A 14,986-nucleotide genomic window follows, 5' to 3' on the forward strand; every position below is an offset into this window, starting at 1 on the left:
AAGATATATTTCAGTAGCCATTGCTACTAAAAATTACCGCAATAGCTGTTTTAAAAATAACTGTATCAGATTAAGCGTCAAACATCGCGCTAATAGATTCTTCGTTATTAATACGGCGTAAGCTTTCAGCCAGCATCGGTGCAATACTTACCTGACGAATTTTGCTACAAGCTTTGGCTTCAGCGGATAGTGGAATTGTATCGGTCACAACCACTTCATCCAATGCAGATTCGCTGATGTTTTTCAGTGCGTTGCCTGATAGGACAGGGTGCGTGATGTAAGCTAAGACGCGACGGGCACCATTTTCTTTCAATGCTTCGGCAGCTTTACACAATGTACCTGCAGTATCGACCATATCATCAACGATAACGCAATCACGGTCACGAACATCACCGATGATATGCATTACTTGTGACTCATTGGCACGAGCACGGCGCTTGTCAATAATTGCCATATCGGTATCGCCTAACTGCTTAGCCATCGCACGTGCACGAACCACGCCGCCTACATCAGGTGAAACAACCATGATATTGTCATAGTCTTGCTTTTGTAGGTCGTTTAGCAATACAGGTGTGCCGTAGATGTTGTCTACAGGAATATCAAAGAAACCCTGAATCTGATCTGAGTGCAAATCAACAGTCATTACGCGATCGATACTGACGATGTTCAGCATGTCAGCGACCACTTTAGCCGAGATAGGTACACGAGCTGAGCGTGGACGACGATCCTGACGAGCATAACCAAAATACGGCATGACAGCTGTGATACGGCCAGCACTAGAGCGACGCAAAGCGTCAGCCATCATCATGATTTCCATCAAGTTGTCGTTGGTCGGTGCACAAGTAGGCTGCATGATAAACACATCTTTACCACGTACGTGTTCTTTGATTTCCACGGCAATTTCGCCATCAGAAAAACGCGTGATGTCAGCTTTACCAAGAGGTATGTGAAGATGATCGGCTACGGTTTTTGCTAATTCTGGGTGGGCATTACCCGTAAAAATCGCCAAATAAGGCATGACAGAAGTCCTATTGATTGACTCAAGCAGCGACCGCTAAGCAGTGTCAAACTGCTCAAATTAAGAAAAGAGTGGTGAAGGTGTTGAAGTATACTATTACAGTAAAAAATGGCAGGGGTAGCTGGACTCGAACCAACGGATGTCAGGATCAAAACCTGATGCCTTACCAACTTGGCTATACCCCTGTAATGTCTAGGCTATGAACAACCGATATATAATAGCGACTAAGTAGTCGTTCTTAATATGGTGTCATGACCTGTCAGTTATCTAAAAACGAATAAACCGTTTAAAACATAACTTTTCCCTAGCGGTGTCCATTGCGAACTATACCGAAACTGGGATAACGTTGTCAATGACAATAAGATAAGTGGCTGTCTATAAACCGCTTATACTCGATGTATCTCTAACGCTTCGTACTAAAAAATGGCAGGGGTAGCTGGACTCGAACCAACGGATGTCAGGATCAAAACCTGATGCCTTACCAACTTGGCTATACCCCTATTGTGGCGACCTATTATAAGTAAATTTTCAGATTTTGCAAGTCATTTGCGGCTTTTTCTGGTATTTATTCATATTAATTCAATGCTGAAAGAATTTTGGTAGGTTAATCCTAAGAAGCGTCGTTATATTTGACCTTAATGGTTTATTATAGTTTTAGATATTGATATAGATTATAAAGTGGTATGGCTATATTTTGAAATCAATTAGAGGCTGATGGTAATGATTGATATAAAATTTGAAGGATATTACGTAGACAGCGGTGTCAGTAAAAAAATATGTATAGTAGACAAGCCTAGCGAAGAGTATGTTTTGACAAACTTGAATGAGCTGAATGATAAATGCAGTGGCACAGTCGTCATGGAAAATATGCTTGCTAAAGAAGATGTTGAGCCACTAAATTTGACTCTATATCTAGAGAACGGAAGGTATTTGTTAATGCTATTGGACTATGATGAAGAGAGATATGTAGACGTAAGAACGGCTTATAATCCTGATGCTCCTAAAGGAGAATGGACGTATATCAAGGGAGAGTTGCATTGCGCTACAACGGTTATCAATGATTTAGAAATAGCGAAAGCATGCTTTTTAGAGTTTAATGCAACAGGTAATGTTTCCCAGAGTCTTTTAGATTGAAGTTCATACTTCAAAAGACATAGAAGTAATAATAGAAAATCACAAACTCCCCACCACATACCCTGCACAAGGTGCCTCTGTAACCCATTTTGCCAATAGCTTTTTATCAGAGGCAGCGCTCCTATCTAGAGGCAAAAACACTGCGCTACCAGACCCAGTCATGCGTGCTGTAGCCAGTGCTTGCTGCTCTAACCCTTGCAAGTAACATAAAGCCTCTTCAACAGCAGGAGCAAGGCTTGTGACCACTGGGGTAAAGACATTATGATAAGGCGTAGTGAGCGTTTGTACATAATCAGCGTATTGGCTTTGAATGGTTTCAATCGATAGGGGCGTGATGTCTCGCTCTAGTTTTGGATGAGCGAAAAGTGTGGCAGTGTTGACGTGTGCATCAGGTGTGAGGAGCAAATATTGCTGGTCAGGTAGGTCAATGGTAGTTAACTCTTCACCAATACCCATCGCAATAGCGTCTTGACCAAATATAAATATTGGTACATCCGCACCCACAGTTGCGCCAATCTTTATGAGCTCATCACAGGTAAAATTAAGCTGCCAAATCTCATTGAGCACTAGCATAGTCGTTGCTGCATTAGATGAGCCACCGCCTAGACCCGCGCCCATTGGCAAATGCTTATCTAAAGTGATATGCACTTTTGCTAATTGCTCAGGTAAAGTGTTTGACTGTATGGCAGATGCTAGCAGTGCGCGCGCTGCTTTGAAAATTAAATTGTCTTCTATACTAATAGTGATAGCCTCTGCACCAGCCAATATCAGTAGCTGATGACAGAATTGATCGGTGCTTAATTCACTATCTATAGTAGAAATCACGGCATTATCGCTGACCGAAAAATGCAAATAATCGCCCCAGTCGAGCAGGCGAAATACCGTTTGCAAATTATGATAGCCGTCGGCACGTTTACCCGTGATGTGTAAAAACAGATTGAGTTTTGCAGGTGATAAACGGGTAATCATAGAAACAGATGATGCGGCTATATTTTCAGTCATATTTTTTTATCATAAGGTGCAGTTATAAATAGCTATCTTAATTAGCAATGATGGTTTTTAGCAAGCTTTCTGTTGTTAATGAAGGATAGATTAATGGTTAATCGTCATTACAACTTTGTTGCCTTGTGGTTGTACGGCACTAATTTTACTAGGTAACTTATCGGTACCTTTATAAGTAAAGCTAGCTGTCCACTCACCATTGACTGAGCTAACTAAGCGGCTCTGATCATCCATTTGTGGTGCACTATCTGAAGGTGCTGGGCGACCAGAAATCCAATAAGGCATTTGTGAAATTGGTGCTTGCCAACCAGTGGCTTTCTTTAGCAAGGTTTCAGGATCGTCAGCGGTCAATGTACCTGTCTTTTCGCTGACTAGAGTAGCGGTCTGGCCATTGTATTCAATGTTGGTTTTACCAATACCGAGTGCGCCAATCAGCTCAATGGCAAATCGGTCATTTTGCTGACCCCATGCATAAAATGCACTACCACCTTGAGTACCTGTCGAATCATTCGCAGGCGTCGTTACCCCAATCTTACCGGTGATATTGAAGCTCTCTAGCTTTTTGGGTTGTTCAGCGTTTTGACCTTGTACAGTCGTCATTGGCTGGTTAGTCGCGTTGGCCGTTTTTAATGACTGACAACCAGAGGTAATGACCATTGCTGCAGTTATAGCAGTAAACAGAGCCAATTTATTTGGTTTAAAAGAAGTGATTGAAGCTGACATAATAGTTTCTCAAAATGGAAAGATGAACAAAGATATTAGCTTAAGCGTTATTTGTTGCTCGGTTATGCACGGCTGTTAGCTTCTTATAACGACCTTGTAATTTATAAATGCTTCGTTATTTATAAAAACCTTATCAACTATCATATCTCTGTGACTACAAAGCTCGAATAATATATCCAAAATCAGCGCTATTAATACAGCTGTATGCGGTCATTGATATTATGCTGTCCAAATGAGAAGCGCTGCTGCAAATCTGCGAGTAGTGCTTCAACTTTGTCATTGTTACCTAAGCCTTGATAGGCGCGCAATAACAGCGTGCCTGAGCGCAAAGTTGGTAGCACATCATAAGGTGTCTGTAGATAGTCGATAACCTGCTGATAGTTCTCTTTGGCCAATGCATTGCCCGCCAATACATTTAAGGCTTGCAGATGTAGGTCGTTATCATAACGTGGGTCATCATAGCGAATCTGGATAATTGCGGTAGCTAGTGCCAAACCTTGCTCTGAGCTGCGCTCATTTGCCAGTAGCAACTGTGCATAGCTCAACTGATAGGATAAATTGCTAGGATCTAATGCCTGCAAATGATTGAGCAAGGTGCGCTTAACGACATAGTCTTCTTTATCATCTAACAGCTGAGCCCGCGCGAAAAGTAGCATTTCATTATCAGGATATTTACGAGCGGCACGGGTTAGTAAACGCAGTGCTTCATCAGATTCGTTTTGTTGCCACAAGATATCGGCTTGCATAACAAAAGTGTCAGGCGCGAATACTGTGAAGTCTTTGCGCAGCTTCTCTAACGTCGCGATTGCCCCCTCGACATCGTTATCGAGTAATTCAAACGCCACTACCTTTCTACGCGCTTCTAATACCAAATCCTCTTGCATGACGCCATTGAGATAGTATTTGGCTTGATCGAACAACTGCTGACGCTCAGCACTTATACCCAGATAATAGTAGGCTTGATCAAGATAAGCTGGACTTTTGGCAAGCATATTGAGTAGCTCATCAGCACTAGCGTACTCTTCAATATCCAAGCTCACTAAGGCTGCGAGCAGAGTAATCTCAGAATCATCACTGAAACGGCTATGCGCCTCAAGTAGTAACTTCCACGCTTGTTCGCTTTGCTTTAAATCTAATAGATAGCGAATCTCATATAGATATAAGCTTTTGCTATCGGGGTTACGTAGACGAGCTTGACTGACATAATTGATGACAGTCTCTGCGGTCACGATTTTGCGTAATATATCCGCTTTTAAGGTAATAAAAGGCACGTAGTCTGGCTGACGCTCTAGCGCTCGATTGATATGAACGATAGCGACTTCAGGTTCGTTAAACTGATAGAGTAAACCCGCTTTTAATACTGACAATGAGGCATTTTGCTCGCTATCCAGTGGTTGCAACGCAGCAAGAAGTTCACGTTTGTCTTCATCATTGTTTGGATAAATACCTATGAGGATTTCGCTTAAGTCTGCGCGTGGATCATAGCGCAAGATGCGGTTTAAAGTTTCACCCGCTAATATGTAGTCGTGGGCACGTAAGGCCAAATGCGCGACATAAAACCAAGCAGGTACGTGGTCAGGGTTTTGGTCTTGCCATGTCTTGGCAAACTGTAATGAGTCTTCAACCCTTTCGTTACGCAAAGACAGGCTAAGCGCTCTCTCAAACACCGCTGTCGCATCTTCTTTAAAAGACTGTTGCTTATAAATAGAGACCGCACGTCGTTTGTCATCGCGATCAGCGGCAAACTCGGCATCTAGTAGAGCGTACAAGCTTGGTTCACTAAGCTCAGGCTGCCATAGACTGGCTGGCGCTAGACCATTAATATTTTTTACATTCTCTATGGTTAGTGTATCTTTATTATAAGGTGTATCAATCGCGGCATTACTATCATTTACTTTATTGCCATTTGGCTTATTGGCAGCTGCCGTGTTATCGGTAGTAACAGATACTTTAGGGATTTTTGCTTCTAGCAATACATCGGGATGGCTAGCATGAACAGGGGCTGACAAACACAGGCATACAGCTAGAGACAACGCTAGCTTATATCGTTGACACAGGAGCTCAATAGCAACATGCAATAAAGCACGGAAGCTAGAGTATTCGCTATAGGGATGTGGTGACCGAAGTAATGACCCAAAAAAAATCATAGATAGCCGTATTCGCCCATGGTTTACCTACACAGATAAGGCAAGTTTGTTTTAATCATTTTAAGTTATATATTGGCAATATGTACCCATGACAAACATTATAAGAGTAGACCGATGAGATAAACAATAGCATCCGTGTTACTCAAATATCGGCATGTCTAACTGTATGAATGTGCTACTAGCAGCGAGTACGTTGCCAAAGAACGATACTGAAGATGATTAAATATAGATAGGTCTGTCGAACTGAATATTATAGAAATATAGCAAGTTAAGATAGAGTAAGCGAATGATTTAACATTATATTATTGACCATAAGTCAAAACCCAGCTATTGATTTTATAAATCGTATGAGTAGTTGATTTGTTACATTTGCGACCAGATACAGAGATATGGTTATCATAGATGGGTGAGTGTTAATTAAAGCCCGCAATAATGATATAATAGGCGGTTTTTAGGGTCTTCCTTTTTAGCGCTGTCGTCAAAAACTGTCTTTTAAAAATAATAAGATAGCGTAAGGGGCAACTGAGCGTCATGTTTATGGTCTATCGATAATGAGATTAGTGGTCATTGGGGTCAATCACAAAACTGCACCAGTCGCTCTGCGAGAGCGCTTGGCGCTTGTGGGTGACGATGTAAATGTCGCGCTCAAACAAATAGAAGCCTTTACTGATGGTAGCGTAATCGTCTCTACTTGTAACCGCACTGAAATCTATGCGCTAGTGCCGCAAACTTCAACGTCGCAGCCCGCTAACGGCCAACTATCTGATTCACAATTATCTAATGTGCAGGATGTCAAAGCTGCTGGCCAATCATCATCCAATAATGCTTTTAGTAGTAGCATGAATATCTCGTCTGCTGCGATTAGTGCGCATATTACCAAAATCAAAACGTGGCTGGCTGACTTCAAGCAATTACCACTCATTGATATTGATCCTTATCTCTATGTACATCGTGATACTCATGCATTGACTCATTGGTTAAGAGTAGCTGCTGGTCTGGACTCTATGATACTGGGCGAGCCGCAGATTCTCGGGCAGATCAAAAACTCTGTGCACCTGGCTCAAGACCAAAAAGTACTCAGTAATCAGCTCGGCTGGATTATCGATCAAGTGTTCGCTGCCGCCAAACGAGTGCGTAACGAGACGCAGGTTGGCGCACAGGCTGTATCGCTTAGCTTTGCCGCAGCTAAACTGGTCACACAAATATTTGATGATTTACCCAGTCGTACTCTACTGGTCGTTGCAGCAGGCGAGATGAATCGCTTAGTGGCTACCCATATCGCAGGGCTAGGGGTTGGACGAGTCATTATCTGTAACCGTAATCCCGAACGTGCCGAAGCCTTGGCCGCTGAGCTACGTGGCCCTAATCGCCGCGTAGACGTTAGACCTTTACAAGAGTTGCCGCAAGTATTGGCAGAAGCCGATATCGTTAGCAGTTGTAGTGGTAGTATGGATTTATTGATTGATAAGACAATGACTATACAAGCGCTTAAGCGTCGCCGTTATCAGCCAATGCTTATGATAGATCTGGCCGTACCGCGCGATATTGATTCGACCATTAGCCGTATTGATGATGTTTATCTGTACTCTGTCGATGATTTGCAGCATGTCATTGCAGGTAATATCGAACAGCGTCGCCAAGCCGCAGTGGATGCTGAACTGTTAGTGAGTCAATTGGTGGTTGAAATAGATCGCCGCTTTCAGGTTCGCCAAGTCGGTAAAGATATTCAGCAGTACCGCGCGTGTACTCAAGGTCAAGTCGATAAGCTGCTGCATGAATCTATTGCTAAGCTGCAACAAGACGATGTCAGTCCAGAAGACATCATCACTGAGCTATCACGACGTCTGACTCAAACACTGACTCATGCGCCATCGAAACTGATGCGCAAAGCCGCACGCGAAGGCGACAGTGAGTTGCTAGACTTCGTGGTGTCAGGACTACAAGATGCTCATCGAGGACATTGATGTTTTATCGTGGCTGTATAAGTCAAAACTTATCAACCAATACCTATCAATAAATGCTCGATAGCGCAAGTCATATCGTTGCCTGAGCGTATCGTTGTCAACCTTCAGTATCAGTGCTAATATCAAGCTCTCATGGATGGCTCAGGTCAAGATATGTGCTGGTGTTTGCTCGTAATATGACTACACATATATTAACTTAATGTTAGTAGACCTCATCAGTGTTCGTTGTTTTTTGTTCGTTTAAAGACAACGCATCTCTAGACAGTGCAAGACCTCACCATCAAATAATAGTACTTGATTATAGTGCTATCTAATCCATGTCGCATATTATCTAACCATACACTAGGAGTGTTCAATGCCTGCATTACGTCAAGATATCGATCCAAACGGCTTATTAGAGTATTCAGTGGTTTACACCGATCGTGCGCTGAACCATATGTCAAAAGCCTTTCAGCAAGTGATGAACGACCTATCTAGTGACCTAAAATCTGTGTATAACGCGGACGCCGTGGTGATCGTTCCTGGTTCTGGTACTTATGGTATGGAAGCAGTCGCTCGCCAGTTGGCAAATGATGAAGACTGTCTAATCATTCGTAATGGCTGGTTCAGCTATCGTTGGACGCAAATCTTAGAAAAAGGCAAAATCGCCAAGTCATCTACAGTGCTCACCGCCAATCGTGCCGATGACAGTGAGTCGCCAAAGCCGTTTGCTCCAGTCGATATCGATGCTGCCGTAGCCAAAATCAAAGAAGAAAAGCCAGCAGTGGTATTTGCGCCGCATGTTGAAACCTCATCGGGCATCATCTTATCAGATGACTATATCAAAGCGTTGAGCGAAGCTGTGCATAGCGTCGGCGGATTGTTAGTCATTGATTGCATCGCTTCAGGCTGTGTATGGCTAGATATGAAAGCATTGGGCATCGATGTGCTGATTAGCGCACCGCAAAAAGGTTGGAGCAGTACGCCGGGCGCTGGCTTGGTCATGTTAAGCGACGCTGCTGTCAAAAAAGTGGACAGTACTGAGTCTGATAGCTTTAGTATCGACCTAAAGCAATGGCTAAACATCATGCGTGCTTACGAAAATGGCGGTCATGCGTACCATGCGACTATGCCGACAGACAGCTTACGTCAGTTCCGTGATGCTGTGAATGAAGCAAAAGCAATTGGTTTTGATAAATTGTGTGACGCGCAGTGGACACTTGGCAAACGTATCCGTGAAGTATTAGAAGCCAAGGGCGTTGAGAGCGTCGCTGCCGAAGGTTTTAAAGCGCCTGGCGTTGTCGTCTCTTATACTGATCGTGAGGACATACATAAAGGTAGCGCGTTCGCTGAAATCGGGGTGCAAATCGCGGCTGGCGTACCATTAAAAGTGGGCGAGCCTGATAACTTTAAAACTTTCCGATTGGGTCTGTTTGGCTTGGACAAATTGACTGATATCGATGGCACAGTAGCGCGTTTTGAAACGGCACTTGATAAAGTGCTAGGCCAGTAAAGATACCAACTAAGAGGGCTGATAAAGATATTAATGTGATAGCTTATTAAGTCTTTTTCACTGCCCTTTTTAAAGCCTTTACAGTACAGTCTTTACAGTTATAAAAAATACTGAACCATTAGTGTCATGCTAGGTTCAGTATTTTTTTACCTTTTTATTATATTTTATAATATAATGTATTTTTATAAATTAATACTTAAGCACGTATTTAATAAACTTAATTAGGTAGTCCGTTATGAGCATACAAATAGACTGGCAAGCATTTACGCCGATCTCCTTGGTAGGGGGTCTGATGCTAGGCGTAGCGACGGTTATCTTACTGCTAGGTATTGGCCGTATAGCAGGTATCAGTGGCATCTTTTCAAGCCTACTAAAACCCAAGCGTGTAGAGATGTGGCAGGTGCTATTTATACTGGGTCTGGTCATCTCACCACTGCTATATCAGTTAGCAAGACCGCTACCTGAGGTAGCTATCAGTACTTCTTTGCCATTATTGATTGGTGCAGGGTTACTGGTCGGCTTTGGCACGCGCTTAGGTTCTGGATGCACGAGTGGACATGGTATCTGTGGTAATGCACGGCTGTCTCCACGGTCATTGGCAGCGACTGTCACCTTTATGCTGTTTGGGATTGTGACCGTTTATATCGGTCGTCACGTACTAGGCCTACTATAGCGAACTCATGGCAGATTGCCAGATGAAGACTGATGGCCAGGTTCATACGCGAACGACATATGATGGTTAATAAAAGATAATAATAGCGAGATACGACGATGCTAAAAAATATAATCGGATTGCTGGCAGGACTGCTGTTTGGACTGGGACTACTGGTGTCAGGTATGACCGATCCTATAAAGGTACAAGGGTTTTTGGACGTATTTGGTGCATGGGATATCTCCCTTGCTCTTGTGATGGGCGGTGGTCTGATCGTTGCTTTCTTCGGTGTGCGATTTGCAAAGCGTCAACAAAGCAGCTGGATTGGTACACCGATTGATATGCCAAGCAAAACTGTCATTAATAAAAAATTGCTTATCGGTGCGATGTTGTTCGGTATCGGCTGGGGGTTGGTTGGTATCTGCCCAGGACCAGGAATTGTATTGCTTGGTACTGGCCAATGGCAAGCCTATGTCTTTATCCCTGCGATGATTATAGGAATGCTAGTTTATCAGTGGCTTGAGCCTAAGCTTGGCTAATATAGTCAATTTTATATAAATAGGCGAGCGCTCAAAAAAGGTCAGCTACATATAGCTGACCTTTTTAATGAGTGTTAATTAATAATATGACTTAATAAGTCGCCGTTTTATTTAGCACTAGCGGTTACTTTTGGCGTTTCGTGTGCCAATGACTTTGCCGCTTGGCGTAGCTCAAACTTTTGAACTTTACCGGTACTGGTCTTTGGTATTTCTGCAAAAACAATATATTTCGGCACTTTAAAGCCTGCTAGATGCTGACTACAATGCTCCATCACCGTATCGCGTTGCAAGGTGCTGCCAGCGTGAATCTCGATAAAGGCGACAGGCACTTCACCCCATTTATCATGTGGCGCGGCGACCACAGCGCAGCTTTCAATCGCAGGTAGTTTATACAAGACGTTTTCTACCTCGATACTAGAGATATTCTCACCGCCTGAGATGATAATATCTTTTAACCTGTCCATGATTTTGATATAGCCATCAGGGTACTTAACACCCAAATCGCCTGTGCGGAACCAGCCATCAGCGAATGCTTCTTCGGTAGCCTTGCGGCTTTTTAGATAGCCTTTCATTATCATATTGCCACGTAGCGCCAGCTCACCCATCTCTTCTCCATCAGCGGCGACTGGTTCAGTCGTACCTTGCTTAAACACCTCAAACCCTGCCATCAAGTGAGAAGTCATACCTTGACGTGATTTCTTTTGGGCACGGGTAGCCACATCAAGCTCATTCCATTCTTCCTGCTCAGCGCAGACCGTCACTGGCCCATATACTTCAGTGAGACCGTAGACATGCGAGATATGAAAGCCCATTGCTTCCATTGCAGCCAGCATGGTTTCAGACGGCGGTGCACCAGCGACCCAACCTTTGACCGTATGGGTAATAGCATCTTTATACTCTGGTTTGCCGCCTGCAATCATATTGTGCACGACTGGCGCAGAGCAGTAGTGGTTAACTTGATGCTTGGCAATCAGCTGCAATATCAAATCAGCATCAATTTTTCTCAAGCATACATTGACCCCAGCACGCTCGGCGATGGTCCACGGAAAGCACCAACCGTTACAATGAAACAGCGGCAGCGTCCATAGGTACATCGGGTGTTTGGGCATGTCCCAATCTAAAATATTAGAGATAGCATTGAGAGTTGCGCCGCGATGGTGATAGACCACGCCTTTGGGCTTGCCTGTTGTCCCAGAGGTATAGTTCAGCGCAATAGCGTCCCACTCATCTGTCGGCATCTCCCAATTATCCAAGCTGTCTGAACTGGCTACCAATGTTTCATAACTCATGTGCCCAAAGCGCTCGACATCGACAGCCTTGTCCGTTGAGTGAATGACGATTAAGTCTGGAAAAGTCTCATCGATAATCTCAGCATGTTCAGCAAATTCGCTATCTAAAATTAAAACCTTTGCTTCGGAATGCTGCAAACAAAAGGTAAGTGCATTGATGTCGAGACGAGTGTTCAAAGTACAGAGGACGCCGCCTGACATCGGCACACCAAAGGCACATTCGACCATCGCAGGCGTGTTCGGCAGCATCACGGCTACGGTGTCATTTTTATCGATACCCAATTTGCGCAGGCCATCAGCCAGTTGACGACAGCGATTATAAGTCTGTTGCCATGTCTGAGTCAGGTTGTTGTGTTCTAGGTCGTCATAAATGATGGCAGTCTTATTGGGATAAACTTGCGCGCTGCGAATGATAAAGTCAATAGGGGTAAGTGGTTGATGGTTGGCGGCGTTTTTGCCGAGACCTGTATGGAAATCTGTCATGATGATAGTCCTTTATCGTATTTCTATAATGCGTCAGTATGTTCTTTAGTACAGTAATCTAGCATAGAAGTTATAGGTATAAATCGATATTTATCGATTTATACCTTAGTCTAATTTTTAGGTGACATTAAGCTAACGGTATATAATCTACCTCAAAAGTTGGCTAGGTTTTGTGGTGTTTGCTTAACCATATACCACAGTACCGTCTGATACACCGTCCCGCTCGTTATAGCAATTAATATAGTGCTCACTCATCAGTCGCTTGTCTGCATAGCTGACAATAATCGCGGTGTGTTACGATATCGATGATGCTAAACCCTTAGCCCGATTAATTCTAAAAAGCCGTTTTTAAGAAGTAGCCTCATAAACTATTCATAAGGAAAATGATATGTCTGCCAGCCATAGTGCCAATACGATCCAAACCGCTAGCACCAATGAACACTATCCGCATTTATTTGAGCCGCTAGATTTGGGCTTTACTACGCTAAAAAACCGTATGGTGATGGGCTCAATGCATACTGGGCTTGAAGACCGTTTTTATAATTACGGCAAGCTGGCGGCGTATTTTGCAGAACGTGCTAAGGGCGGCGTGGCAATGATGATTACTGGCGGTATCTCGCCTAACCGCGAAGGTTGGTTGTTGCCTGCTGGCGGAACGATGAATACTAAAGCTGACGTTATCAATCACCAGCGCGTCACCCGTGCTGTGCATAAGCACGACAGCAAAATCATCATGCAGATATTGCACAGTGGTCGCTATGGCTATCATCCTTTCGCCGTATCCTCTAGCCCGATTAAATCCCCAATCTCACCGTTTAAACCGCGTAAGATGAGCATCAAAAACATCGAGCAGACGGTCAAAGACTATGCTCGCTCAGCCAAACTTGCCAAGCAAGCAGGCTATGATGGCGTCGAAATCATGGGCTCTGAAGGTTATCTACTCAATCAGTTTTTATCAAGCCATGTGAATAAGCGTAAAGACATTTATGGTGGTGATATTCATGGACGTATGAAGTTCGCTGTCGACGTGGTCAAAGCGGTACGTGAGGCGACTGGCGAAGATTTTATTATTCTATTCCGTTTATCGGTGATTGATTTGGTCAAAGACGGTAACGTCATGGATGAAGTCATCACCGTGGCTAAGGCACTAGAAGAAGCGGGCGTGACCATCATGAATACGGGCATTGGCTGGCATGAAGCGCGTGTTCCGACTATCGTAACTAGCGTACCACGAGCCGCTTTCGTTGATTTCACCGCTGAAATCAAAAAGCATATTAGCATCCCGATGATGGCGGCCAACCGTATCAACATGCCAGAAACAGCAGAAGAGATCGTTGCGACTGGTCAAGCAGATATGATTCAGATGGCGCGTCCATTCTTGGCTGATGCGCATTGGGTCAATAAAGCCAAAAACGGTCAGACAGATCGCATTAACACCTGTATTGCTTGTAACCAAGCCTGCCTCGACCATACGTTCGAAAACAAACGCTCGACTTGTTTGGTCAATCCGCAAGCTTGTTATGAGACTGAATTGGTCTATAAGAAAACCAAAAAACCGAAAAAAGTCGCCGTCATCGGTGGCGGTGTCGCTGGTATGTCAGCCGCTCATGTGGCCGCTTTACGTGGTCATGACGTGACTCTGTTTGAAGCTAAAGATGTGTTGGGCGGGCAGTTTAACTACGCTAAAGTTATCCCTGGTAAAGAAGAGTTCTTCGAGACTATTCGCTACTATATTAATGAGCTTGAGCATCTAGGTGTTGAAATTAAACTGAACACCAAAGTTGATAAAGACATGCTTGAAAAGGCTAAGTTCCATCATGTCATCGTGGCAACGGGTGTCGTACCGAGGAATCTAGAAGGTAAGCTCGAAGGTGCTGAGCTGCCACAAGTAATGAGCTATGCTGAGCTGCTATCTGGCGAAAAAGCAGTGGGTAACACAGTAGCGGTCATCGGTGCTGGTGGTATTGGCTTTGATGTAAGTGAGTATCTGACAGCCAATCATGGTAAGTCGCTGGATGAAATTGGTCCTGAGGGACTAAAAGATCCAAGCTATCGCCCTGAGCCACAGTCAATCAGCGAGTGGCGCGAAGAGTGGGGCGTGACCAACGATACCGACTATCAAAGTGATGGTGGTCTGGTCAGACCAGCAGCGATTAAACCAATTCGCCAAGTTTATCTCATGCAGCGTAGTAAAGGCCGTCTGGGTAGTGGTCTGAACAAAACCTCAGGCTGGGTACATCGTGCGCATATCAAGTCTCACGGCGTGATCCAAGTCGCTGGTGTGCAATATGACAAAATCACCAACGAAGGTATCTGGGTGACTAACCCACAAGGTCAAAGCCAGTTATTACGTGTCGATAGCGTCGTTGTCTGTGCCGGTCAAGAGTCAGTCGTTGAGCTGATGCCAAATGTTGGTGATGCACCAGACGCGCAGTACCACTTAATTGGTGGTGCTAAGCTAGCAGCTGAACTAGATGCCAAACGCGCGATTCGTGATGGTGCTGAGGTCGCTGCTCAGATTTAAACTCTTTAGCATTAATGTT

At 44.1% G+C, this 14,986-nt stretch carries 11 protein-coding genes and 2 tRNA genes; 6 read left to right on the forward strand and 7 right to left on the reverse strand.

Annotation, left to right across the window (positions count from 1 at the left end):
* Positions 1-70 precede the first annotated feature (70 nt).
* The 3 genes from IEE84_RS00975 to IEE84_RS00985 all read right to left on the reverse strand — a co-directional run bounded on the left by IEE84_RS00975 (position 71) and on the right by IEE84_RS00985 (position 1,518).
* Complete coding sequence (locus IEE84_RS00975; RefSeq protein ID WP_057758042.1) at positions 71-1,018, reverse strand: ribose-phosphate pyrophosphokinase; 948 nt, start codon at positions 1,016-1,018, stop codon at positions 71-73.
* A 109-nt stretch (positions 1,019-1,127) separates the two neighbouring features.
* Positions 1,128-1,203 (reverse strand) — tRNA-Gln (locus IEE84_RS00980).
* 239 nt (positions 1,204-1,442) lie between these two features.
* A tRNA-Gln gene (locus tag IEE84_RS00985) sits at positions 1,443-1,518 on the reverse strand.
* Positions 1,519-1,738: 220 nt separating this feature from the next.
* Here IEE84_RS00985 and IEE84_RS00990 point away from each other — a divergent pair.
* Positions 1,739-2,152, forward strand: a complete 414-nt coding sequence (locus IEE84_RS00990) for a DUF6911 family protein (RefSeq protein ID WP_191114574.1) — start codon at positions 1,739-1,741, stop codon at positions 2,150-2,152.
* Positions 2,153-2,191: 39 nt separating this feature from the next.
* On the opposite strand, the gene ispE is transcribed toward IEE84_RS00990, so the two are convergent.
* The 3 genes from ispE to IEE84_RS01005 all read right to left on the reverse strand — a co-directional run bounded on the left by ispE (position 2,192) and on the right by IEE84_RS01005 (position 5,886).
* Positions 2,192-3,154, reverse strand: coding sequence for a 4-(cytidine 5'-diphospho)-2-C-methyl-D-erythritol kinase (gene ispE / locus IEE84_RS00995; RefSeq protein ID WP_191114575.1), 963 nt, complete (start codon positions 3,152-3,154; stop codon positions 2,192-2,194).
* A gap of 90 nt (positions 3,155-3,244) precedes the next feature.
* Positions 3,245-3,877 carry a lipoprotein insertase outer membrane protein LolB gene (gene lolB, locus IEE84_RS01000; RefSeq protein WP_191114576.1) on the reverse strand — a complete coding sequence of 211 codons (633 nt, stop codon included), beginning with the start codon at positions 3,875-3,877 and terminating at the stop codon, positions 3,245-3,247.
* 191 nt (positions 3,878-4,068) lie between these two features.
* Positions 4,069-5,886, reverse strand: coding sequence for a tetratricopeptide repeat protein (locus IEE84_RS01005; protein WP_224737827.1), 1,818 nt, complete (start codon positions 5,884-5,886; stop codon positions 4,069-4,071).
* 689 nt (positions 5,887-6,575) lie between these two features.
* Between IEE84_RS01005 and hemA the strand changes: the two genes are divergently transcribed.
* The 4 genes from hemA (at position 6,576) to IEE84_RS01025 (ending at position 10,671) form a co-directional block, all read left to right on the forward strand.
* Positions 6,576-7,988, forward strand: a complete 1,413-nt coding sequence (gene hemA / locus IEE84_RS01010; RefSeq protein ID WP_191114578.1) for a glutamyl-tRNA reductase — start codon at positions 6,576-6,578, stop codon at positions 7,986-7,988.
* A gap of 355 nt (positions 7,989-8,343) precedes the next feature.
* Positions 8,344-9,480: an aminotransferase class V-fold PLP-dependent enzyme gene (locus IEE84_RS01015; protein WP_191114579.1), complete on the forward strand. Its 1,137-nt coding sequence runs from the start codon at positions 8,344-8,346 to the stop codon at positions 9,478-9,480.
* Positions 9,481-9,715: 235 nt separating this feature from the next.
* Complete coding sequence (locus IEE84_RS01020) at positions 9,716-10,153, forward strand: YeeE/YedE family protein (RefSeq protein WP_191114580.1); 438 nt, start codon at positions 9,716-9,718, stop codon at positions 10,151-10,153.
* A 98-nt stretch (positions 10,154-10,251) separates the two neighbouring features.
* On the forward strand, positions 10,252-10,671 hold the full coding sequence (locus IEE84_RS01025) for a DUF6691 family protein (RefSeq protein ID WP_191114581.1): 420 nt from the start codon (positions 10,252-10,254) through the stop codon (positions 10,669-10,671).
* Positions 10,672-10,778: 107 nt separating this feature from the next.
* On the opposite strand, the gene IEE84_RS01030 is transcribed toward IEE84_RS01025, so the two are convergent.
* Positions 10,779-12,443, reverse strand: coding sequence for an AMP-binding protein (locus tag IEE84_RS01030; protein WP_191114582.1), 1,665 nt, complete (start codon positions 12,441-12,443; stop codon positions 10,779-10,781).
* Between the two features lie 388 nt (positions 12,444-12,831).
* On the opposite strand from IEE84_RS01030, the gene IEE84_RS01035 reads away from it, so the two are divergent.
* Positions 12,832-14,967, forward strand: coding sequence for an NADPH-dependent 2,4-dienoyl-CoA reductase (locus IEE84_RS01035; protein WP_191114583.1), 2,136 nt, complete (start codon positions 12,832-12,834; stop codon positions 14,965-14,967).
* The last annotated feature ends 19 nt before the right edge of the window (positions 14,968-14,986 follow it).

Source organism: Psychrobacter sp. 28M-43, assembly GCF_014770435.1.
In the GTDB taxonomy this organism is placed as follows: Bacteria; Pseudomonadota; Gammaproteobacteria; order Pseudomonadales; family Moraxellaceae; genus Psychrobacter.

Bases quoted from the DNA above. Each gene is read 5' to 3' on its own strand.
- IEE84_RS00975 (WP_057758042.1), bottom strand. From the start codon at position 1,018: ATGCCTTATTTGGCGATTTTTACGGGTAATGCCCACCCAGAATTAGCA.
- IEE84_RS00990 (WP_191114574.1), top strand. From the start codon at position 1,739: ATGATTGATATAAAATTTGAAGGATATTACGTAGACAGCGGTGTCAGT.
- ispE (WP_191114575.1), bottom strand. From the start codon at position 3,154: ATGACTGAAAATATAGCCGCATCATCTGTTTCTATGATTACCCGTTTA.
- lolB (WP_191114576.1), bottom strand. From the start codon at position 3,877: ATGTCAGCTTCAATCACTTCTTTTAAACCAAATAAATTGGCTCTGTTT.
- hemA (WP_191114578.1), top strand. From the start codon at position 6,576: ATGAGATTAGTGGTCATTGGGGTCAATCACAAAACTGCACCAGTCGCT.
- IEE84_RS01015 (WP_191114579.1), top strand. From the start codon at position 8,344: ATGCCTGCATTACGTCAAGATATCGATCCAAACGGCTTATTAGAGTAT.
- IEE84_RS01020 (WP_191114580.1), top strand. From the start codon at position 9,716: ATGAGCATACAAATAGACTGGCAAGCATTTACGCCGATCTCCTTGGTA.
- IEE84_RS01025 (WP_191114581.1), top strand. From the start codon at position 10,252: ATGCTAAAAAATATAATCGGATTGCTGGCAGGACTGCTGTTTGGACTG.
- IEE84_RS01030 (WP_191114582.1), bottom strand. From the start codon at position 12,443: ATGACAGATTTCCATACAGGTCTCGGCAAAAACGCCGCCAACCATCAA.
- IEE84_RS01035 (WP_191114583.1), top strand. From the start codon at position 12,832: ATGTCTGCCAGCCATAGTGCCAATACGATCCAAACCGCTAGCACCAAT.